The sequence below is a fragment of the Salinispora sp. CH2A1_6 genome (assembly GCF_056820975.1).
The window spans coordinates 813859-836005 of the sequence record NZ_JBXEDG010000001.1; the positions used below are offsets into that span (position 1 = coordinate 813859).

The 22147-nt window shown below is 71.0% G+C and carries 16 protein-coding genes; 11 read left to right on the top strand and 5 right to left on the bottom strand.

The features are described from left to right. The first annotated feature begins 81 nt into the window (after positions 1–81). The 6 genes from AC1UKG_RS03920 (at position 82) to AC1UKG_RS03945 (ending at position 7074) form a co-directional block, all read left to right on the top strand. A complete protein-coding gene (locus tag AC1UKG_RS03920; protein ID WP_475888855.1) occupies positions 82–1617 on the top strand; it encodes an ATP-binding cassette domain-containing protein in 1536 nt (511 codons plus the stop codon). Next, a complete protein-coding gene (locus AC1UKG_RS03925; protein WP_018741954.1) occupies positions 1614–2927 on the top strand; it encodes an ABC transporter permease in 1314 nt (437 codons plus the stop codon). Before AC1UKG_RS03920 ends, AC1UKG_RS03925 begins: the two co-directional genes overlap by 4 nt. Before the next feature lie 5 nt (positions 2928–2932). Next, a complete protein-coding gene (locus AC1UKG_RS03930) occupies positions 2933–4213 on the top strand; it encodes an ABC transporter permease (protein ID WP_482641840.1) in 1281 nt (426 codons plus the stop codon). 12 nt (positions 4214–4225) lie between these two features. Further along, positions 4226–4930: a cytidine deaminase gene (locus AC1UKG_RS03935; protein WP_018741956.1), complete on the top strand. Its 705-nt coding sequence runs from the start codon at positions 4226–4228 to the stop codon at positions 4928–4930. A 91-nt stretch (positions 4931–5021) separates the two neighbouring features. Next, complete coding sequence (locus AC1UKG_RS03940) at positions 5022–6302, top strand: thymidine phosphorylase (protein WP_018741957.1); 1281 nt, start codon at positions 5022–5024, stop codon at positions 6300–6302. 118 nt (positions 6303–6420) lie between these two features. Then, positions 6421–7074 carry a DUF4272 domain-containing protein gene (locus AC1UKG_RS03945; protein ID WP_018741958.1) on the top strand — a complete coding sequence of 218 codons (654 nt, stop codon included), beginning with the start codon at positions 6421–6423 and terminating at the stop codon, positions 7072–7074. Here AC1UKG_RS03945 and AC1UKG_RS03950 read toward each other — a convergent pair. Beyond that, the gene (locus tag AC1UKG_RS03950; protein ID WP_018814327.1) at positions 7071–7958 is read right to left on the bottom strand and encodes a putative RNA methyltransferase; all 888 of its coding nucleotides are present in this window, start codon (positions 7956–7958) and stop codon (positions 7071–7073) included. The two genes, AC1UKG_RS03945 and AC1UKG_RS03950, sit on opposite strands and share 4 nt — an antisense overlap. A 171-nt stretch (positions 7959–8129) precedes the next feature. Between AC1UKG_RS03950 and AC1UKG_RS03955 the strand changes: the two genes are divergently transcribed. The 5 genes from AC1UKG_RS03955 (at position 8130) to AC1UKG_RS03975 (ending at position 14800) form a co-directional block, all read left to right on the top strand. Continuing rightward, positions 8130–9224 (top strand): adenosine deaminase, encoded by a 1095-nt coding sequence (locus AC1UKG_RS03955; RefSeq protein ID WP_018741960.1) that lies wholly within the window; start codon positions 8130–8132, stop codon positions 9222–9224. 573 nt (positions 9225–9797) lie between these two features. Then, entirely contained in the window at positions 9798–13331 is a 3534-nt protein-coding gene (locus AC1UKG_RS03960; protein WP_018814326.1) for a nitrate- and nitrite sensing domain-containing protein, read from the top strand. Next, complete coding sequence (locus AC1UKG_RS03965) at positions 13328–13732, top strand: roadblock/LC7 domain-containing protein (protein WP_011904728.1); 405 nt, start codon at positions 13328–13330, stop codon at positions 13730–13732. The genes AC1UKG_RS03960 and AC1UKG_RS03965 overlap by 4 nt, the downstream gene beginning before the upstream one ends. A 95-nt stretch (positions 13733–13827) precedes the next feature. After that, positions 13828–14208, top strand: a complete 381-nt coding sequence (locus tag AC1UKG_RS03970; RefSeq protein WP_018814325.1) for a DUF742 domain-containing protein — start codon at positions 13828–13830, stop codon at positions 14206–14208. 1 nt (position 14209) lies between these two features. Continuing rightward, positions 14210–14800, top strand: a complete 591-nt coding sequence (locus tag AC1UKG_RS03975) for a GTP-binding protein (protein ID WP_026271447.1) — start codon at positions 14210–14212, stop codon at positions 14798–14800. Between the two features lie 339 nt (positions 14801–15139). Here AC1UKG_RS03975 and AC1UKG_RS03980 read toward each other — a convergent pair whose 3' ends face one another. The 4 genes from AC1UKG_RS03980 to cydD form a co-directional block, all read right to left on the bottom strand. Then, positions 15140–17380, bottom strand: a complete 2241-nt coding sequence (locus tag AC1UKG_RS03980) for a hypothetical protein (protein ID WP_029122707.1) — start codon at positions 17378–17380, stop codon at positions 15140–15142. 62 nt (positions 17381–17442) lie between these two features. Then, complete coding sequence (locus tag AC1UKG_RS03985) at positions 17443–18363, bottom strand: hypothetical protein (protein WP_018741964.1); 921 nt, start codon at positions 18361–18363, stop codon at positions 17443–17445. Positions 18364–18530: 167 nt separating this feature from the next. Beyond that, positions 18531–20381, bottom strand: a complete 1851-nt coding sequence (gene cydC, locus AC1UKG_RS03990) for a thiol reductant ABC exporter subunit CydC (protein WP_482641839.1) — start codon at positions 20379–20381, stop codon at positions 18531–18533. Next, the gene (cydD, locus tag AC1UKG_RS03995) at positions 20378–22054 is read right to left on the bottom strand and encodes a thiol reductant ABC exporter subunit CydD (RefSeq protein WP_018814322.1); all 1677 of its coding nucleotides are present in this window, start codon (positions 22052–22054) and stop codon (positions 20378–20380) included. The genes cydC and cydD overlap by 4 nt, the downstream gene beginning before the upstream one ends. Between the last annotated feature and the right edge of the window lie 93 nt (positions 22055–22147).

Here is a 22147-nt window from a genome sequence, read left to right on the forward strand (position 1 = left end):
CTTCGTACCCGGGAGGTTGCGCTGAGACTCGAACTGCGCGGCATCACCAAACGCTTCGGTGACCTGGTCGCCAACGACCACATCGATCTCACGGTGGAGCCGGGGGAGATCCACGCCCTGCTCGGGGAGAACGGCGCGGGTAAGTCGACCCTGATGAACGTGCTGTACGGGCTGTACCAGCCCGACGAGGGCGAGATCCTGGTGGACGGAAAGCCGCTGCAGCTGCGCGGCCCAGCGGACGCCATCGCGGCCGGGATCGGGATGGTGCACCAGCACTTCATGCTGGTCCCGGTCCTCACCGTGGCCGAGAACGTCATGCTCGGGGCCGAGCAGGTCCGGGGCGGCATCGTCGGCTTCCTCGACCGCCGACGTGCCCGGCGCGAGGTAGCGGAGGTCTCCGCCCGCTACAACCTCCAGGTCGACCCGGACGCGATCATCGAGGACCTGCCGGTCGGCATCCAGCAGCGGGTCGAGATCGTCAAGGCCCTCACCCGCGACGTTGACCTGCTCATCCTCGACGAGCCGACCGCGGTGCTCACGCCGCAGGAGACCGAGGAACTGCTCACCGTCATGCGGGAGCTCAAGGCCGCTGGTCGGTCGATCGTCTTCATCACCCACAAGCTCGGCGAGGTGAAGGCCATCGCCGATCGGGTCACCGTGATCCGGCGTGGGCGGACCGTCGGCACCGCCACGCCGGAGGCGAGCCGGGACGAGCTGGCGGCCCTGATGGTTGGCCGCACCGTCCGGCTCACCGTGGACAAGCAGCCCGCGACGCCGGGCGAGCCCGTTCTCGAGCTCTCCGGGCTGGTGGTGGACGACGACCGGCAGGTACGTGCGGTGGACGGCGTTGACCTGTCCGTGCGCGCGGGTGAGGTGCTCGGCATCGCCGGCGTGCAGGGCAACGGCCAGACCGAGCTGGTCGAGGCGGTCATGGGGCTGCGTCCGCTGCTCGCCGGCTCGGTGCAGCTGGGCGGGGAGCGGATCGACGACTGGTCAACCAAGGAGGTCCTCCGCGCGGGCGTCGGCTACGTGCCCGAGGATCGCAGTGTTGATGGGTTGGTCAAGGAACTCAGCATCGCGGAGAACCTGGTGCTGGACCTGTACGACCGACCGCCGTTCGGCAGGGGGCTCGCGCTCCGGCCGGATGCGATCAAGAAGTCGGCGCAGGAGCGGATCGCCCAGTTCGACGTCCGTACCCCGTCGGCGGAGGCGGCGGTCGGCACGCTCTCCGGCGGTAACCAACAGAAGGTGATCGTCGCCCGGGAACTGTCCCGGCCACTGAAGCTTCTCATCGCCGCCCAGCCGACCCGCGGCGTCGATGTCGGCTCCATCGAGTTCATCCACAGTCGGGTCATCCACGAGCGGGATGCCGGAACTGCCGTCCTCCTCGTCTCCAGTGAACTCGACGAGGTGATCGGCCTGGCGGACCGGATCGCGGTGATGTATCGCGGCCGGATCATCGGCATCGTCGGCCCGGACACCCCCCGCGAGGAGATCGGCCTGCTGATGGCGGGCATCACTGCGGACCCGGCGGGCGCCGGGGCGAACGGAGCGACGGCGGGTACCGACGGCGGGGCGCCCAGCCCGTCGGGCCCCGGCAGCGAGGACGAGGCATGACCAACGCAGAGTCCGGCTCCCCGGACAAGGAACCGGCGACCGCGGACCAGACGGCCAGGATGGCGGTCGACAACACCGAGCGCGCCGAGCCGACGAGTCAGCAGCCACCGGAGCGCCCCACGCTCGGGCGGCTCTTCGTGGCGAATCTCTGGGCCGCCAACACCTTCACGGTGACGTTGCTGTCGCTGGTCCTGGCGATGATTGTCGGCGGCATCCTGATGATTGTCTCCGATCCGGACGTACTGGCCACCTACAGCTACATCACCGCCCGCCCGGCCGACGCCCTCAACGCCAGTTGGACGTTGGTCAGCGAGGCGTACGCGAACCTGTTCAAGGGCGCGGTCCTCGACCCGGACGCGGTCGGGCTCACCGCGGCGCTGAGCCCGATCTCGGAGACGCTGACCTACACCGCCCCGCTGGTCTTCACCGGTCTCTCCGTGGCGCTCGCCTTCCGTGGCGGCCTGTTCAACATCGGTGCCCAGGGGCAGGCCACGATGGGCGTCATCGGGGCCGGACTGGCCGGGTTCCTGCTGCCGCTGCCGGCCGGGCTGCACCTGCTCGTCGCGGTGTTCGCCGGTGCGGTCGGCGGGGCCGTGTGGGGCTTCATTCCGGGGATCCTCAAGGCCCGCACCGGCGCTCACGAGGTGATCAACACGATCATGCTCAACTACGTCGCGGGCTACTTCCTGGTGTGGCTGATCGTGCAGAACGGGGTTCAGGACCCGAATCGTACGAATGCCATCAGCCGGCCGGTGGACGCCTCCGCGCAGCTTCCCCGGCTCTTCGGCGACAACCTGCGGGCGCACGCCGGAATCATCCTCGCCGTGCTGGCGACGTGGGCGGTTGCCTGGCTGCTGAACCGATCGACCCTCGGCTTCGAGCTGCGGGCCGTGGGGAGCAACCCGGCGGCTTCGCGTACCGCCGGCATCAGTGTCACCCGGACCTATGTGTTGGTCATGGTCTTCGCCGGCGCCCTGGCCGGCCTCGGCGGCTCGCAGATGGTGCTCGGCACCACCGCTGCCGCACTGACCCCGCTGGTCGTGGCCCAGGTCGGTTTCGACGGCATTCTGGTGGCGCTGCTTGGCCGGGTGAAACCGTGGGGCGTGTTGCTCGCCGCCCTGCTCTTCGGCGCGCTGCAGGCCGGCGGTAACCGGATGCAGTCGTACTCGGGCGTCTCGCTGGAACTGGTTACTGTGCTCCAGGCGCTGATCGTCATCTTCATCGCCGCACCGGCCCTGGTGAAGGCGATCTTCCAGCTTCGAGCCGCCCGGGCCGCCCGGCCGCAGACGAGCCTCGCGAAGGGCTGGTGACGCGCATGTCCACCATGGCTGTTGACGACGTCGCGGTCGCCCCGGTCAACGAGGGGTTCTGGACCCGGGCCCGGAAGGCCGGCCTGGTGCTGACCGCGCTCGGCCTGCTGGCGGTGCTGCTCTTCACCACGCTCGCCGCCAGCGAGCCGGCCCGGTTCACCCTCAGCGAGGATGCCAGCGGCGCCGCGTTGAAGATCAATGGAACGGTCGGCGCGGCCCTCTTCGGGGTGGTCGCCCTCGCCGCCGGGGTGGCGATTCTGGCCGGGCTGCCGAAGCGCTGGTTCACCCTCGTGCTCGGTGTCGGCCTGGTCGGCTTCGTGGTGAGCTTCCTCTGCTGGCAGGTCTCCACCGCGCCGGCCGGGCAGAACTTCATGCCCCTGGTCAACATCGTCCGGGGCACCTTCATCCTGGCTCTTCCGCTGATCTTCGGTGCGCTGGCCGGCGTGCTCTGCGAACGCTCCGGCGTGGTCAACGTGGCCATCGAGGGCCAGCTACTGATGGGGGCCTTCAGCGGTGCCCTCTTCGGCAGCCTCAGCGGCAACCTCTGGGTGGGCCTGGTCGCCGCGGCGATCGGCGGCACCTTCATCTCGCTGCTGCTGGCGGTCTTCGCCATCCGCTACCTGGTGGACCAGGTGGTCATGGGGATCGTGCTGAACCTGCTCGCGGTGGGCATCACCGGCTTCCTCTACGAGCGGCTGATGCAGCCCGACCCGGCGAAGTACAACAGCGCCCCACACTTCAGCACCTGGGAGATCCCGCTGCTGTCGGAGATCCCGGTGCTCGGGCCGGCGCTGTTCGCCGGCAACATCTTCCTCTACCTCGGCCTGCTCCTGGTCCTGGTGATTCACATCGGGCTGTTCCGTACCCGGTGGGGCCTGCGTACCCGCTCGGTCGGTGAGCATCCGACCGCCGCCGACACCCTCGGCGTCCGGGTGTTGCGACTGCGCTACCGCAACGTGCTGCTGGCGGGGGCGGTCGCCGGCATCGGTGGTGCGTCGTACACGCTCGCTCTCTTCTCGTTCACCAAGAACATGATCGGTGGCAAGGGCTTCATCGCCCTGGCGGCGCTGATCTTCGGCCGGTGGAGCCCGACCGGTGCGCTGCTCGCGGCGCTCTTCTTCGGCTTCGCCGACCAGCTCGCCACCTACCTGAGCGCGATCAACAGCGCCATTCCGAGCCAGTTCCTGGCGATGCTGCCGTACCTGGCGACGATCCTGGCGGTGGCGGGGCTGGTGGGTAGGGTTCGGGCGCCGGCCGCCGATGGAAAGCCATATATCAAGGGTTGATGGGGATACCAGATGGAGCTCGACTGGGGGCGACTGCGCGCCGCCGCGACCGAGGTGATGCGGCACGCGTACGTGCCGTACTCGAAGTTTCCGGTAGGGGCGGCCGCCCTGGTTGATGATGGCCGCATCGTGGTCGGCTGCAACGTGGAGAACGCGTCGTACGGCATGGCGCTCTGCGCCGAGTGCGGCGTGGTCTCTTCGCTGCGCGCCACCGGTGGTGGGCGGATCGTCGCGCTCTCCTGCGTTGATGCCACCGGGGAGCCGCTGATGCCGTGCGGGCGGTGCCGGCAGTTGCTCTGGGAACACGGTGGCCCGGAGTGTCTGATCGAGGTGAAGAGCGGAGCGCTGCGGATGGCCGAGCTGCTGCCGCACGCCTTCGACGTGGCGGATCTGGAGGCGGTGACCGGGGCGGACCCGGTTCCGGTGGTGCCGGAGCGGCTGGCTGCCTGGCGGGGACGCGGGACGGTTTTCGTGCACCCGGACCTGTCGGCGGGGCAGCAGGTGTGGACGGCGTATTGGGAACGCTCGGCGGGGGAGGCCGGCGACGGCGACACCGGTGTTCTCGAGGAGGGGCCGAGCTGGGACGATCCAGCGGAGGCGATCACCTGGGGGCTGGCCCGGGTACCCCGGGTTGTGGTGGTGGACGCGGCTGGCACGATCTTCTGGGCGGGTGAGGGCGAGCCGCCGTTGGAGATCCCGATCCGGTGGCCGGGCTGAGCGTAGGGGTCGAGGGCCGACCGACGGGCGGGACACATCGGAGCGTGCGGGTGGCAGCCCGGGCTGAGAACGTGGGGGAGAGGGTTAGCTCATGACGGAATTTACGGCGGTTGATGTCATTCGGGCCAAGCGGGACGGCGCGGTCCTCTCCGATGCGCAGGTTGACTGGGTGGTGGACGCCTACACCCGGGGCCAGGTGGCGGACGAGCAGATGGCCGCGCTCGCAATGGCGATCCTGCTGAACGGGATGACCACGCCGGAGATCGCCCGGTGGACCGCGGCGATGATCTCCAGCGGGGAACGGCTGGACCTCTCGACGGTCGACCGGCCGACGGTTGACAAGCACTCGACCGGCGGTGTCGGAGACAAGATCACCCTGCCGTTGACGCCGTTGGTCGCGGCCTGTGGTGCGGCGGTGCCGCAGCTGAGTGGCCGGGGCCTCGGGCACACCGGCGGCACGCTGGACAAGCTGGAGTCCATTCCGGGCTGGCGGGCATCGCTGGGCAACGAGGAGTTTCTCGCCCAGCTCCGCGACGTCGGCGCGGTGATCTGCGCGGCCGGTGCCGGTCTCGCGCCGGCCGACCGCAAGCTGTACGCGTTGCGGGACGTGACCGGCACCGTGGAGGCCATCCCGCTGATCGCGAGCTCGATCATGAGCAAGAAGATCGCTGAGGGGACCGGCGCGCTGGTGCTGGACGTCAAGGTCGGCTCGGGTGCGTTCATGAAGTCGGTCGACCAGGCCCGGCAACTGGCCCGCACCATGGTCGAGCTGGGTGGTGCGCAGGGCGTCCGCACGGTCGCCCTGCTGACCGACATGTCCACCCCCCTGGGGCTGGCCATCGGCAATGCGGTCGAGGTGACCGAGTCCGTGGAGGTGCTGGCGGGCGGCGGTCCGGCTGACGTGGTGGAGCTGACCCTGGCCCTGGCCCGCGAGATGCTGGACGCGGCCGGGCTACCGGACGCCGATCCGGCGGCGGCATTGCGCGACGGCCGGGCGATGGACGCCTGGCGGGCGATGCTCCGGGCCCAGGGCGGGGACCCGGACGCCCCGCTACCCACCGCCCCGGAGGTCGAGGTGGTCCGCGCTGAGGAGAGCGGCGTGGTGGCCCAGGTCGACGCGTACGGGATGGGGTTGGCCGCGTGGCGGCTCGGTGCCGGACGGGCCCGCAAGGAAGACGCGGTGTCCGCGCCGGCGGGGGTGCTGCTGCACAAGCGTCCCGGTGATCCGGTCCGGGCTGGCGAGCCCCTGTTTGAGCTGCGGGCCGAGGAGGCCGACCGGATCCCGGCGGCCCGGAGCGAGGCGGTGCGGGCGGTACGGATCGCCGCGTCCGCACCGGAACAGCAGCCGCTGGTGCTCGAGCGAATCAGCTGACCGTCCGATCCGTTCCCCGCAGCGGAGGGCTATCCTGCCTGGCCAGGAGGACAATCCGGCCAGTCAGTCCAGATAGACGAGGATGACCGTCGTGGCGGTACCTGCCCCAAACCCCCGAATGGTGCGTGCGGCCAGCCTGGAGGAGTTGTCTCGGCTGGGTCTGCCCCTGCCCCCGGCGCACTTTCCACTGGTGTGGGAGCCCGGCGACGAGATCGAGCTGCGCCCGACCGGCGAGCTCGAGACGCGGGTCGCGGTGCTCCACCTCATCCTGGCCCGCTGTTTCGGGATGTCACCACAGGCCGCGATGAGTTGGCTGCTCGCCTCGCATCTGGTGGAGACAGTCACCCCGCCGGAGTGGCAGTTCGTTACCGGCGGTAAGGGTGACCACCGTTCGTTCGTGTTGCACTATGACGCGTTGTACGCCCTGGCCTGGGTGCTCGGCCTAACCCGGCAGTTGGACCCGACACTGCCGGTGGACGAGCGGCTGGTGGAGCGGCTGCCGAACATACTGGCCGGCGAGACGGTCCGGCACTGGCGGTCCCGAACCCTCACCGCCCCCCGGCATCCGGCGGACGCGGCAGCCCTGCTTGACCTGCACTACTGCCTGGACTGGGCCTATCTCGAGGTGGAGCACGCCCACCGCACACCGCCCGGCCTGGTGGACGCCAATGCGATCGGGCAGCGTCGGTGGGCACTGGAGTGGGCGGTGGTCCTCCGGGGCCCCTACCACGACGAGCCCCCCGGCTGGGAAGAGGTGGATCTCTCCACCTAACAACGGCGGTGGACGCCGAGCCGGACGGCCACGGTCACCTCGACCGGTTCGGGCAGGGCGGCGATCCGTTCGGTGAGCCCGTCCGGGTCGGTGTGCCAGGCGCTGGGTCCCATCCCGACCAGAGCGGCGATTTCTGGGCGGGTCAACGTCAGCCGGGTTCGGTGTGCGGTCTCCGACTCGGTGGCAAAGCGCCTCCCGAGGTGCCCGGCAACCCGGTCGGACTTCGCCGGATCCACCCGGAGCAGGCCGAGTACGCCGACCAACTCGGTGAGGTGATCGGCGGCCGGCGTGACGACCAGCAACGCCCCGGCCGGATCGAGGACCCGGTGAAACTCCGCTCCGTTGCGCGGGGCGAAGACGTTCAGCAACACGGCGACCGACTCGTCGGGCAGGGGCAGCTGCTGCCAGGTGTCGGCCAGTGCCGCCCCGGCTCGTTCATGGGCGCGGGCCGCGCGGCGAAGCGCCGGTTTCGACACGTCCAGGGCTAGGCCGACGGCATCCGGCAGCGCCCCCAGCACCGCGGCGAGATGTCGCCCGGTGCCGGCACCGGGCTCAACTACCAGGGGGTACGCCGCGGCGCTCGCCCCGGGCTGGGGGTGCGCGGCGCGGTGGCGGGCGGCGGCGACTGTGGCCGCGCCGGCCAGCGCCCGGGAGATCAGGTCGTAGTGTCCGGCGGCGAGGAAGTCGGCGCGGGCGGCGACCATCTCGCTGGTGTCCCCGACGTGTGGTGTCCGGCCGGCCAGGAGGTTTACATAGCCCTGTCGAGCCACGTCGAAGCTGTGTCGGCGCGGACAGGCCAGCGTCTGGGTGGTGCCTGCGGTCGCCTCGGCCAGCGGGAGGGCGCAGATCGGGCAGCGCAGCCGCTGGCGGATGCGGGGATCCATGTCGGGCTCCGGCCGGTCGGTGGTTCCCCGGGCGGTCGCCCCGGGGAACCGGCATCCTATCGACCCGGTTGCCGCGTCGCGCACTGCCGCGCCCGGCTGGCGGGCGTGACCCGAGCAACGCGCCAACGGGTCTGACGCGGTGCAGACGCCGGTGCCGACTAGGGTCTGAACATGGTTGCGACTATCCGGTATGAGGACATCGTCCAGGTTCCCAAGGCGCTGCTGCACGATCACCTTGACGGCGGCCTGCGACCAGCGACGGTCGTCGAGCTGGCCGCTGAGGTGGGGCACGAGTTGCCGACGACCGACCCGGAGGCGTTGGGCCACTGGTTCGTCGACGCAGCCAGCTCCGGCTCGTTGGAGCGGTATCTGGAGACCTTCGCGCACACCGTTTCGGTCATGCAGACCGCTTCGGCACTGCGGCGGGTGGCCCGGGAGTGCGCGCTGGACCTGGCGACCGACGGCGTCGTCTACGCGGAGGTCCGGTTCGCGCCGGAGCTGCACCTGGAGCGGGGCCTCAGTCTGGACGAGGTGGTTGCGGCGGTGATCGCCGGCTTCGTCGAGGGCAGTGACCTCGCCGCGGCGCAGGGCACGCCGATTCGGGTCGGCACGCTGCTGACCGCCATGCGGCACGCCGCCCGGTCGCAGGAGATCGCCGAGCTGGCCGTGCGGCACCGGGACGTCGGCGTCGTGGGCTTCGACATCGCCGGTGCTGAGGCCGGTTTCCCGCCCACCCGGCACCTGGACGCCTTCGAGTACCTGCAGCGGGAGAACTTCCACTTCACGATCCACGCTGGTGAGGCGTTTGGGCTGCCGTCGATTTGGCAGGCCATCCAGTGGTGCGGAGCGGATCGGCTCGGCCACGGCGTGCGGATCGTGGATGACATCACGCCCGGATCGGAGCCGGTGCTCGGCCGGCTGGCCGCCTACGTGCGGGACAAGCGCATTCCGTTGGAGCTGTGCCCCTCGTCGAACGTGCAGACCGGGGCGGCCCCGTCGATCGCCGACCACCCGATCGGGCTGCTGCGGGATCTGCGGTTCCGGGTCACCGTCAACACCGACAACCGGTTGATGAGCGGCACCTCGATGTCCCGGGAGATGGCCTTGCTGGTGGACGCGTTCGGTTATGGCTGGCGGGAACTGCAGTGGCTGACGATCAACGCCATGAAGAGCGCCTTCATCCCGTTTGACCAACGACTGCAGATAATCGACGAGGTGATCAAGCCGGCGTACGGGCGACTGCTGGCCGGTGCGGGGCAGCAGTAGGGTGGAGCCCCCTACTCGCGAGTAGGGGGCTCCACCCTTGGTGATGGGCGTAACCTCCGGCAACAACACCCGTTCGGAGAAAAAGAGTAGCGGGTTGGCTACCTTTTCTGCCTAGTTGACTATACAAATTCCGCAGTTGGTTGCGTATAATGCCGGGCCGAGTCGGCCGGTGCTGGGTTGGAGTGCCGTTCCCCCCTGTCGTGTCAGCGCGAGCCGGGTCGGCGCCTCCCCGGCAACGTGGTCTTGTGTGGTAACTGCGGCGGGTGCGCGGAGTAGCGCGCACCCGCCGTTCGCATCGAGGCGGGAAGTCCGTTTCATCGAGCTATATGCGACTTTCGTTGGCCGGAGGGTTGCCTAACGGGACGACGCGGAGGGCCGTCCATTGCATTGGGTGATCCTGGTCGCACTCAAGGCGACCGAATTGCCAAAACATCTCACCGCGTCCGGGGTTCGGCCCGGGCTGGGCTTTCTCTTTCCGGGGCGGCGTGGTGGAATCTCGTGGTCCGACCCAGTGGGTGGGTCACCCAGTGTTGCCCGCGGGCAACGAGCAAGAAGCAAACGCGAGGCGGTGACGTGAGCAAACGACCGAAGAAGGCAGGTTCTCTCCTGTCGCGTCTGCGCCGGCCGGCAGGTCGGCTTCGCGACCTGCCGATCTGGTCAAAGCTCGGTCTCATTTTGATCGTGCCGACCGTCGCAACGGTCGTCGTGGGTACCAGTGGCATCGTTGACCACTTGCAGGAACTCAACAATGCCAATCGCTCCGGCGACCTCGCCAGCCTGGTCGCCTACTCGGGTGACCTGGTCGGCCAGCTGCAGGACGAGCGGACGGAAGCGATCCGGCTGCTCGGCGAGGATCAGCCGGCGCAGCGGGAGGAGCGCGGCGCGGCGTACGAGGAGGTGTCCGCCCGCGTTGACCGGGCGAAAGAACCCTACGCCGAGCGGCGGAGTGAGGTTGAGGACCTGCCCACCACGCTGGAAAACCAGCTTCGCTTCATCGATCAGACCCTCACCGACCTGCCCGGAACGCGAAGCCAGGTGCTTAACGGTCGGCTCAGCATCACCCAGGCGCAGCAGCAGTACGACGCCCTGCTCGCCGACCTGATCAACCTGCGGGACTCGGCCACCCAGCTGGCCGGCGACTCCGAGCTGAGCGACCGGATGCGGGCCGCGACCGCCCTGACCCGGAACAAGGAGTACCTGTCCCAGCAGCGGGACGTGGTGCACATTGCCCTCAGCCGGCAGCAGCTCACCCCCGAGCTTCGGAACACCTACATCTTCACCTGGACCGGTCAGCGACAGTGGCTGGAGACTTTCGCTGCCGTCGCCGACCGCGCTGACCAGGAGCTGTACGACCAAACGGTCGCCGGTCCCGACGCCCGCGAGGCGGACTCCTACAACAGCAATCTGCGCGGTCTCTCCGACGCCAGGAACCTGGCGAGCGCCGGCTTCACACCCGACCAGTGGGATAACGCGATGGTCGCGTACGCCGCCCTGGTCCGGGAGGTGGAGGCGAAGATCGACAGAGACTCCGTCCAGCTCGCGGACGAACTCCGGTCGGCCGTGCAGCTGCGAGTGTTCCTGGAGACCGGGCTGCTGCTCAGCATGCTGCTGCTCGCTATTCTCTTCGCCTATTTGGTCGCTCGGTCGATGGCGCGGGCGCTGCGCGACCTGCGGCAGGGCGCATTCATGATCGCCGAGCACGGGCTGCCGCAGGCCGTCGCCCGACTACGGGAGACGCAGAGCGCCGGCGGCCAGCAAACTCCGGTGCAGCTCGCCACTCGGATCGCCGAGCCGCTGCCGGTGCGCAGCAAGGATGAGTTCGGCCAGGTGACCGAGGCGTTCAACGCGGTCCACCTGGAGGCGGTGCGTACCGCGGCGGAGCAGGCCGCCCTGCGGGCTTCCGTGGCGACCATGTTCGTCAACCTCGCCCGCCGGTCGCAGATCCTGGTCGACCGACTCATCGGCCAACTCGATCGACTCGAACGGGGCGAGGAGGACCCGGACCGGCTGGCCGAGTTGTTCCAGCTCGACCACCTCGCCACGCGGATGCGCCGTAACGACGAGAACCTGCTGGTCCTCGCCGCCGCGGATTCCACCCGCGTGCAGCGGGAGCCGGCCGCCCTGATCGACGTACTTCGGGCCGCCCAGTCCGAGGTGGAGCACTACACGCGGATCGAGTTTGGCGTCATCGATCGCGATATCGAAGTCGCGGCCGCCGCCGTCAACGATCTGGTGCACCTCGTCGCCGAACTGTTTGACAACGCGACGGCGTTCTCGCCGCCCGAGTCGCAGGTCGTCGTGGAGGCCCGCCGGGTCGGTGACCGCGCCTCCCTCTACGTGGAGGACCGTGGCATCGGCATCAGTCCCGAACAGCTACGGGAACTGAACGAGAAGCTCGCCACCCCGCCGCAGGTGGACGTAGCGGTTTCTCGGATGATGGGCCTGGTCGTGGTTGCCCGGCTGGCGTCCCGGCACGGGGTCCGGGTGCAGCTGCGCTCTGGCGCCGATCGGGGAGCCGTCGCGGAGGTGAGCCTTCCAGCTGGCGTGCTGGTGCCCCGGGCGCTCGCCGCCGGGCCACAGCTGCCTCCCGGCCTGCCACCAGTGGCGAACACCAGCTCGACGGCCTCGTTCGAGGCGCTTCCCGCAGCGAATGGTTCGCTCTCCGGCCCCCGTCCGGGGGAGTCGGGCAACCAGGTAACGCTGGGTGGCCGGCCCTTCGATCCGGCCCACAGCAACGGTGCGGGTACGCCCTCGGGTTCGCCGCAGGCGATGCCGGCGTGGTCCGATCTCACCGGTGCGAACCGCGCCAGCACCGGCGGTGCGTTCCCTACCCCGCCCCCCACCAACGGGCAGCCGAATGGCGCGTTGCCGCAACGGCGCTCCTCGGGTGGGTCGGAGATTGCCGGGCAGCAGCCGGGGATTCCGCGACAGCTGCCGAGCAGCCCAGAGGCCCAGCCGTACGCCGCGCCGCCGATTCCGTACCCCGGGCGGTCGGCTTCCGGCCCACCAGCCGCTGGCATGCCGACCTCTGCGTCGCCGGTGTCCGGTACCCCGACGTCCGCGTCGCCGGTGTCCGGTACCCCGACTTCCGCGGCACCGGTCTCCGGGCAACCGTTCGCGGCGCCGTTGCCGCAGCGTCCGACCACCCCGCCCCCGAGTAGCGCCGCCCCACCGGTGTGGCCACCGGTGCCCAGCGCAGCCGGAGACGCCGCCGCTGCCCCGGCCTCCGAACGGTCTCCCGCAGCCCCGGACCTGACTACCGAGTTGCCCCGGGTAACAGGTCCGGCCGGCCCTCCGCCCGCCGCGTACCCCGCCGCTCCCGCGTCGGCCGGCCCCGCCGCTCCCGCGTCGGCCGGCCCCGCCGCTCCGGTGCCGGGTCCCCAGCCGACCGCGGCGCCGGCGATGCCAACGACACCGCAGACCGCACCGGCGCAGAGCCAGCAGCCGCCGGCTGACGCGACGATGGAACTGCCGATCTTCCGGGAACTGGAATCGGCCTGGTTCCGTACCCGACGACCCGGGCCAGAAGAGGCGGCCAAGGGCGCCGACGCTGCCGGGGGCGGCGGTGCCAAGGGGGCGGGTGGTGCCGCGAACCAGCAGTTCGCCAGGATGGATGCGGACAGGCAGCAGCAGACACCACCCGCAACGACAGGTAACACACCAATGGCAGAAACCCCGACGACCGGTGGTACGTCGCGTCAGAACGGCACGACAGCAAACGGGAGCACACTCCCCACGGGCGGGTTCACCCAGCGGCGGGGAAGAGCCGGTGAAGGCTGGAGCACCGCCGCCGATGATGGTTGGCGGGCCGCCACCGCGGCCAGCGACGTACCGGTGGCGGCGACCACCTCGACTGGCCTACCGAAGCGCACGCCGATGGCGCAGCTGGTACCAGGCGCGGTGGAGAAGCCGTCGGCGGCGGTTCAGCGTCGCACGCCCGAGTCGGTCCGAGGGCTGCTCTCCGCGTATCACCGTGGGGTCCAGCGGGGGCGCAAGAACCCTTCGGACAGCAACCGGAGCAGCCCGGAGGGGAATCCGGGCGGGCAGTCCTCGCAATCTGGCTCAGGCCCAATGGCCGGGAGCGGGCAGAAGGAGCAAGAAGGATGACTACTACGCAGGACCTCGGCTGGCTTCTCGCCAACTTTGCCGATCGGGTGCCGGGAGTCGCGCATGCGGTCGCCGTCTCGGCGGACGGCCTACTCCTCGCGGCCTCACGGGACCTTCCACGAGACCGGGCCGACCAGTTGGCTGCCATCGCATCCGGCCTGGTCAGCCTGACCCAGGGAGCAGCCCGCTGCTTCGAGGGCGGTGCCGTGCTCCAGACCGTGGTAGAGATGGACAACGGTTTTCTCTTCCTGATGTCGATCTCGGACGGCTCGTCGTTTGCCGTGCTCGCCGCCCGCAACTCTGACGTGGGGCAGGTCGGGTACGAGATGGCCCTTTTGGTTGACCGGGTGGGTGATGCGTTGACCCCGCAGCCGCGTGCGGCGGCAGGCATGCCGGGCTGATGTTTCGCTGACCGGGTGGTCGGCGGGGCAAGGACAACAACGAGGGGACCGGCCCGCGCCGGCCAGTCCCGGGTGCGAAGGAGGTGAGCGGCGACATGACTGATCATGATGACGAACCGACGGGCGCGTTGGTCCGTCCGTACGCCGTGACCCGGGGTCGCACCCGTCCCCGGCTCGACATCGCGATGGAAGCGCTGATCGAGACGACGGTGCGCGGGCGGGCTGTTGCCACCGGCAACGGCGGACACGGCCGTGAGCACCAGTACATCGCCGCGCTCTGTGATGGACGTGTGCAGTCGCTAGCCGAGATCGCGGCGCGGATGCAGCTTCCGCTCGGGGTGGCCCGGGTGCTCATCGCCGATATGGCGACAGATGGCCTGGTCGCCGTCCATGAGCCGACCATTCTGGACGACTCGGACGATGTGGTGGGCACTGAACTGCTGGAAAGGGTGCTGAGTGGACTTCGCAGGCTCTGACGTGGCGCGTCCGCCGACCTCGAGCGGCCGCGTGACATCGGCGAAGATCGTCATTGCCGGTGGATTCGGCGTCGGTAAGACGACGCTGGTCGGCTCGGTCTCGGAGATCACGCCGCTGACAACGGAGGCGGTCATGACCTCCGCGAGCGTGGGCGTTGACGACAACCGGCAGGTGCCGGGGAAGTCGACGACCACGGTGGCCATGGACTTTGGCCGGATTTCTATCGACCGAGACCTGATTCTGTACCTGTTCGGTACGCCCGGTCAGACTCGGTTCTGGTTCATGTGGGACGAATTGGTCCGTGGCGCCATCGGCGCCGTTGTCCTGGTCGACACCCGTCGACTCGCTGATTGCTTCGCGGCGATCGACTTCTTTGAGCACCGGCGGCTGCCCTACCTGGTGGCCATCAACTGCTTCGATGGGATGCAGTACCACAACCCGCAGGAGGTGCGGGATGCGCTGGCGATCTCCAGCGACGTGCCGGTCGTGCCGTGTGATGCCCGCAACCGAGAGTCCACGAAGCACGTGCTGATCTCGCTTGTCGAGTATGTGCTGACCATGCGCCGGTCCCGGGCTGTCGCCCGGGCCTGATTGACGTGCGGGCGGTCCAGCGACGGCAAGGCCGTCGCTGGACCGCCGAGCCGTCGCTGGACCGCCGAGCCGTCGCTGGACCGCCGAGCCGTCGCTGGACCGCCGAGCCGTCGCTGGACCGCCGAGCCGTCGCTGGACCGCCAGGCCGTTCAACGCCGCCGGCCAGGAGTGGCTGCGCCATATCCGGCCCCCGTATGCCTACCCCGCCCCACATGCGCTACCCACCGATGCCGCGGCATGCCGGGGACTGAGGAAGTCGAACAGCCCCCGGCCAACTGCCGAGGGCTGTTTCGCGAGCTGGCTGGTGCTGGTTGCGGCCTGGGGCTCCGGGAGCCGGAGTCAGGACCGGTATCCGGCCGAGCGGTACTCGTACTTTCGCTCCTCGTCCCGGTCACCGGTGTCCCGGGTGAAGTCCCAGCCACCAGCGGCTTCGCGCCCCGGGCGGCCGCCGACCGCGAAGCCCCCGATCTCCTGACCGCGACGCCAGCCGCGGAAGTAGCCGGTGGTGTTCTCCGCGAGGCTGGCCGGATCGCGAACAATCCGTAGCGGCCGGTCGTCCCGCTTCGGCGAACCGGGGACCAGGTTGGCCTGCGGCACCCGGATGGGAAGGCCCGCTGCCGTCTCGGAGCCGGCTGCCGGCTTCGCGGCCTGCTCCGCGGCCTGCTCGGCCGCCTGCCAACCGGTGTCGTTCAGCGACGACCAGTCCACCTCATCGTCTTCGCTCTGACCGACGAACCAGGCCGACTTCGCCTGGGCGAAGATGAGCAGGTCCCCGTCCCCGTCCCCATCGTCGGCGACCGGTGCGGGTCGGTGTTCCACCGGCGGCATGTGCTGCCCGGTGGGGTGCTCACTGGGCTGGTGATCGCCAGGCCCATCCCGGTCAACGAGGCGGAGCGGCGGCGTCTCGAGCTGTGGGTTGGCCCCATCGCGCAACGCGCGGTCGGCCAGCGGGGGTGGCTCGACCAGGCGCAGCACCGGCGGCTCCTGCGGCATGTCGTCGGCCAGCCACGGTGGTGGCACCCGATTCTCCGCGCCGGGATCAGTCGGAGCGTCCACCCCCTGCCCACCATACGATTCGGCCAGCGGGTTAAGCGCGGAACTGTCCGCCGGATCCGGGTTGTTAACCAGCGGCCAATTCGCCCGCGAGCCCGGAGCGGGATCCCGGGGACGCGGAGTGGGCACCGGCACGCTGGGGTCGGTCACGCTGAACCCGCCGCTCGGGGGCGGCGGTTCGGCTTTCGTGTTGGGTCGTGGCGGGATGACGGTGCGCTGCCGCTCAGCGCGGGCACTCTGGATCGCCGCGGTGGTCAACGTCGCCCGGAACGGCTCACCCGCCTCCGCTGGCGAGCTCGAGCCGCGCTGCGACGGCGGGGCCGGGGTGCTGCCAGGCGACGAGACGGGGCGGTTCGTCGGGCCGTCAACGGCGCCTGGCGTCGCCTCCGGTTGAGCCGGTGCCGCAGCGCCCGCCGGGCCGGCCACGGCCGCGGGCGCGATCGGCTCCGGGGCCACCGGCGGGGGTGCAACCGGCATCGGCGCAACCGGCGGGGGGCCGAGCGGGCGTGGGGACGGCGGGACAGCCCGGCCCGGCAATGCCTCTGGTGGGGACCGGCGGGTGCCAGCCGGCCGGGTGGACAGGGCAGTGCTGGTGGACGCGGGGTCGTCGATTGGTGCACCGCGTCGAGCGGCGGCCCGGCGGCCCGGCACCTGAGTGCCCGCCCGGTCATGGAGCACACCGACCAGCGCCTCACAGCCGACGTCGCAGGCCCGGACGGCGGCGACGGCCTGCCGTACGGTCGTGGCAACCGCTGAGGTGAGGGCCCGGCTGACCGAGGCGCGGCGCGGGGTCTCGGAGACCGCGATCCGGAGGGAGGTGATCGCGGCCTCGACCACCTCGGGTGTGGTCACGCCATCGGCGGCAAGGTCCGCGACGACTCGAGCGGTCGGCTCGTCGGGCCCGCTGCTGGCCAACATCCCGGGCTCGGGAAGGGCGTCCAGCACCGCCAGCGCAACCGGCTCGGCCGGGTCCGGGTAAGCCTGTAGAGCGGCCGGGAAGAGCTCCCGCAGTACCTCCCGCAGCGCGACCGCGGCCGAATGCCGGCCGCTGGCGAGCGCGGCATGCGCGGCGAGGACCGGCTTGTAACCGGCGAGATCCCGAGGAGCGGGGAGCGCGACGGCGGAGAGCGCACCGGCCTGCAGGGCACGGGCGAGGCCGATGGCCCGTCGCTGCACCGGCGGTGCCTGCGTCTCCTCAACCGAGTCGTCGTCGGCGAACCGCTCGGCGAAGTCGTCCACCGAGTCGTCGTCGGCGATCGCCAGCGGACGACCGGCGGCGCTGACGAGGGAGGTGACTGTGTGGTCGTCGTTGTCCGCGGCGATCGCCGCGCCGCTGGGTCCGCCCGATCGCTCCACCAGCAGCGTGACCAACTGGGCGTAGCCGACAGGGTCGTCGCTGATCTCGTGGATGTGTAGCAGACGACCAGCGTCGTCAACCACAGCGGATGTCAGCGTCGAACCGACGGAAGCTGGCTGCTCAGCCGGATCCGCCGAGGCCAGGCCGCAGTACACGCGCACGAGCGCCACGCGTCGTCCTCCTCCCGGGACACAGATCTTCTCTGCCAGAGAATGATGCTCCCTGGTACGGGTCAGTCGCGCCAGTCCACAACGGCAGAGATCTTGCCGACAATGGTGCGCCAACCCAGGCTTGCGGTTTGTGCCCCGATCTTCTTGAGCCGGCGCCGGGCGCGAAACGCGCCGATCCCCCCGTTGCTGGCCGCCCGTAACGCCTCGTCCAGGTCGTCGAGGCTGGAGCCGGTGGAGAGCATCTCCAGCACGGCGGGGAGCCGCAGCGCGTACGAGAGGTCACGGGCGATCTCGCCGGATTCGATGAGCAGCGTGGAGTCCCACGCGTCGCGCCCGCCGCGCAGGTTCTCCACGACCAGGTCGAGCTCGTAGGTGTCCTCGTCCAGCGGCGTGACGTCGGCCGGCTCCACCCGCTCGGACAAGTCGCCCCAACTGTCTAGCTGGGACAGATCGTTGGGGGCGCCGGAGCGCACGAAGCTGACCAGGGACTCGGCCGTCTTGAAGAGCAACAGCCGACCCTGGTGACTGAGGAAGACCGGTACCTCCTCGTCGCCCGCGTCGTCCGCGTCCTCCGAGGTAGCCTTCGTCTCGTCCGCGGAGTCGCCGTGGGTCTTGCGCTCCTCCTCGTCGCTCTCCGCGAACTCCTGGGCGACCTCCTCATCGAGGATGACGACCTCCTCGTCGTCCTCTTCGGTCACCACCTGGCGCCGGGCGAGGAAGGGGTCGTCCTGGTCGCGCTCTTCGACGTCGGTTGGGGTCAGCTCCCGAACGGGGCGGTAGGCCCGCAGCGTGTAGCCGGTGCCGGCGGGTAGTGCGATCTCCACCGGGTCGATCCGCAGCTCCGCCCAGAGCGCGCGGGTGGCCTCAGCCGACTCGGCGGCGGTGCCGGAGGCAGCCGAGTCGTCGAGTTCAGGCTCGTCGGAGTCGGGTCGTTGAGGCGACTGGCGGGCCACGCTGACCTCCGTGTGCTTCGGATTGCCCACCCACCAGGTCGACCGGCGGGTGACTACGCGCACATACCCTAGTGGGCGGCACCGGGCTGTGGTGTCGGCACCCCGGCGGCGTTTGGGAATTACAGACGTGCGAGCGGACCGAGACCAGCCTACGGGCAGTGGCTGGATGCACGTCAATCCGGAAACCGCCGGCCCGGTCAGGGCAGCGGGCCGAGCGCGAGATAGCCGCGCTCGGCAGCCTCCTGGAGCTGCCACTGATCCCGGTACCAGCCCGGGGAGGCGACCAGGTCGGCGTGACGGCCGCGTTGGACCAACCGACCAGATTCGAGCACCAGGATTTCGTCAACCGCGTCGAGGCCGCGCAGCCGATGGCTGATCAGCAGGACGGAGCGCTGGGCCGGCGTGGCGGCCAGCACGGACGCCAGTACGTCGTCCGCGGCCAGCGGATCGAGCCCCTCGGTCGGTTCGTCGAGCACCAGCACCGCCGGCGCGGCGAGGAGCGCCCGGGCCAGCGCGAGACGCTGCCGCTGGCCGCCGGAGAGCTGCCCGCCCTCTTCCCCCACCACCGTGTCCCCGCCGTCGGGCTGCTCCCGTACCCAGCCTGCCAGCCCGGCGGTGCCGGTTGCCGCAGCGAGATCCTCCTCGGTCGCCTCGGGGCGACCGAGCAACAGGTTCTCCCGGACCGTGGCGTGGAAGACGTACGCCTCGGCGAGCAGGCCCCCGACGAAGCGGGGCAGGAGCTCCGGCGGGTAGGTGGAGAGCTCCTGTCCGTCCAGGATGATCTGTCCGGTGGTCGGCCGTACGCTGCCGGTCAGAACGGCGGCGAGCGTGCTCTTGCCGGCGCCGCTCGGCCCCACCACGGCGACCCGTCGACCGGGGGGTAGGTCCAGGCAGAACCGGTCGAGGGCGGGCGGCCCCGCACTGCGGTAGCGGACGGTGACGTCGCTGAACCGGATCTCCGCGGCGGTGGGGGCGGGGTGTGCCGGCGGGGTGGCCGCGGATGCTGCCGGGGCCTCCCGCAGTAGCGCGGCGACCCGGGTGAGGCCGGCACGGAGGCCGGTCCACTGCCGGGCGGCGCCGACGAGGGCGAGCGCGACCTCGACGGCGACCAGCGTGCCTACGGCGAGGACGCCGACCAGCACCCCGGTCACGCCGTCGGCCAGGGCCACCAGCAGCACCGCCCCGGCGGACAGCCCGGCCACCAGAACCCCCAGCGCGTCCACCGCGAAGCCGGTCGCGGCCAGCCGCCGCTCGATACGGGCCAGCCGCCGGATCCGGCCGGTTGCCGCGCCCCGGGCCCGATCGGTGGCCCCGAAGGCGGCGAGGTCGGCAGCGCCGTGGGTCAGGTCAACGGCGTCGGTGGCCAGAGCGCCGCGGAGCGGCGCCAGCTCGGCGGCGGCCCGCCGGGTCAGCGCGGTGGCCAGCGCCGGCAGCGCGACCCCCGCAAGCAGTAGTCCCACCGCGAGCGTGCCGGCGGCGGCCGGTGAGACGAACGCGGTCGCGGCGACGGCCACCACGCCTACCAGCCCCGCTGCCGTTGCCGGAACGAGGACCCGTAGTAGCAGGTCCTGGACGGCTTCGACATCGGAGACCAGTCGGCTCAGGGCATCGCCAGAGCGCTGCCCGGCGTTGTCCCGCCGGGACGCCAGGGCAGCGAAGACGCGGGTACGGACATCGGTGACCAGCCGCAGCACCGCGTCGTGCCCGGCCAGGCGCTCGGTGTAGCGGAGCACGCCCCGCCCGATGGCGAGCGCACGGACAGCGACGATCGCCACCGTCAGCCGGTCCAGCGGCGGGCGGCCGGCGGCGCTCATCAGCAGCCACGTCGCGGTGGACATCAGGGCCAGCGCGGCGAACTCGGTGGCGGCGGCGAGCAGTCCCGCCCCGAGCAGCCGGTTCAGGTAGGGGCGGGCCAGCCGCAGCACCACCCACTCCGGCGTACCGGCACGCCCGGTCCACCGCGGTGCCGCGTCGCCCGCGGTGGCGTCGCCCGCGGTGGCGTCGGCCGGGAGAGCTCCGGGGTTGCCGGTCGGGTTGGAGACACTCATCGGGCCGTCCTCCCGGCGGGGGTCGGGGTGAGCTCGGTAACCCGCCCGTCGGCGACCCGCAGCACGCGGTCCGCGTCAGCCAGCAGCGCGGGACGGTGGGCCACCAGCAGCGCGGTGCGGGCAGCCACCAGCGCCCGGGTGGCCTCGAGGACGGCAGACTCACTCTCCGAGTCCAGGCGGGCGGTCGGCTCGTCGAGGAGCACCACCGGGGCGTCCCGGAGGAAGGCACGGGCTAACGCGATCCGTTGTCGTTGACCGCTGGAGAGGCCGTGCCCCCGCTCACCGAGGCGGGTGGCCAGCCCGTCGGGGAGCGCGGCGACGACATCGGTCAGCGCTGCGTCGCGTACGGCGTCGGCCAGCGCGGCGTCTGGTGTGTCGGGGGAGCCGAGACGGATGTTGTCCGCCAGCGAGGCGGCGAAGAGGTGGGCCCGCTGCGGGACCCAGGCGAGGTTGCGGCGCCAGGCGTCCAGGTCGGCCTGGGCCAGATCGACACCGTCCACGGTGACCCGGCCGGAGGTGGGCCGAACAAATCCGAGCAGCAGGTTCAGCAGGGTGCTCTTGCCGGCGCCGCTCGGCCCGACCACCGCGATCCGCTCGCCAGGTCGGATGGTCAGCGTGACATCACGGAGCGCCGTGGTCCGGTCGTAGGCGACGGTGACACCCTCGAACCGGATCACGCCCCGGCCGTTCGGCTGGGCCGGGCCCGCCCCGGCACCGGCGTCGGGTGCCCCGGCGGAGAGGGTGAGCGCCTCGTCCAGCGCGGTGAGCCCCTCCATGCTGGCGTGGAAGCGGCTGCCGGCGGTCCGCAGCGGCAGGTACGCCTCGGGGGTGAGGAGCAGCACCAGCAGTGCGGTCTGCAGGGTCAGCCCGCCGCCGAGTAGCCGGACTCCGACCGGCACCGCGACCAGCGCAACGGAGAGGGTGGCGACCAGCTCCAGCACCAGCGCGGAGAGGAACGCGATGCGCAGCGTCCGCATGGTCGCCACCCGGTGCCCGTCGGCCATCCGGCGGACCACCTCGGTCTGCGCCCGGGCCCGGCCAAACGTCCGCAGCGTCGGGAGCCCGGCGATCATGTCCAGGAAGTGCCCGCCCAGCAGCGCCAGCCGCCGCCACTGACGTTCCGTCGCAGCCTGCGCCTGCCAGCCGAGCAGTGCGCCGAAGATCGGGATGAGGGGGAGGGTGACCGCGATGATGAGGGCGGAGCTCCAGTCGGCGACGAAGATCCGGGCGAGTACGGCGATCGGCACGGTGACGCTGAGTACAAGCTGTGGCAGGTACCCGGTGAAGTAGGCGTCCAGCGCGTCCAGCCCGCGTCCGGCCAGGGTCGCCAACTGCCCCGCCCGCTGCCCGGCGACCCAGGTCGGGCCGTGCCGACCGACCGCGGCGAGCAGCTCCGCGCGTAGCGCTGCCTTGACCGTCGCGGCGACCCGGGCCGACACCGTTCCCTGCGCCCACACCAGCAGCGACCGGGCGCTGATCGCCACGACGAAGCCGGCCAACGCGGGCCGGTTGAGTCGTCCGTCGAACGCGGTGGCGAGCAGTGCGGCGAGCGCGGTCGCCTGCGCCAGCACCAGGCCCGCGGCGAGTACGCCGAGCAGCGCGAGGACGGCGAGGTCGCGCCGGGCCGCGGGGATCCGTCGCAGCAGGCGTGGATCGAAGGGACGACGGTTCACCGCGGTCCCGGTGCTCTGTCGTTGGTCTGCCCCCGGAACTCCCACCAGCACATTTCGCAGAGCCTAGTCGGGTCGGACTCTGGTGACGCCGTT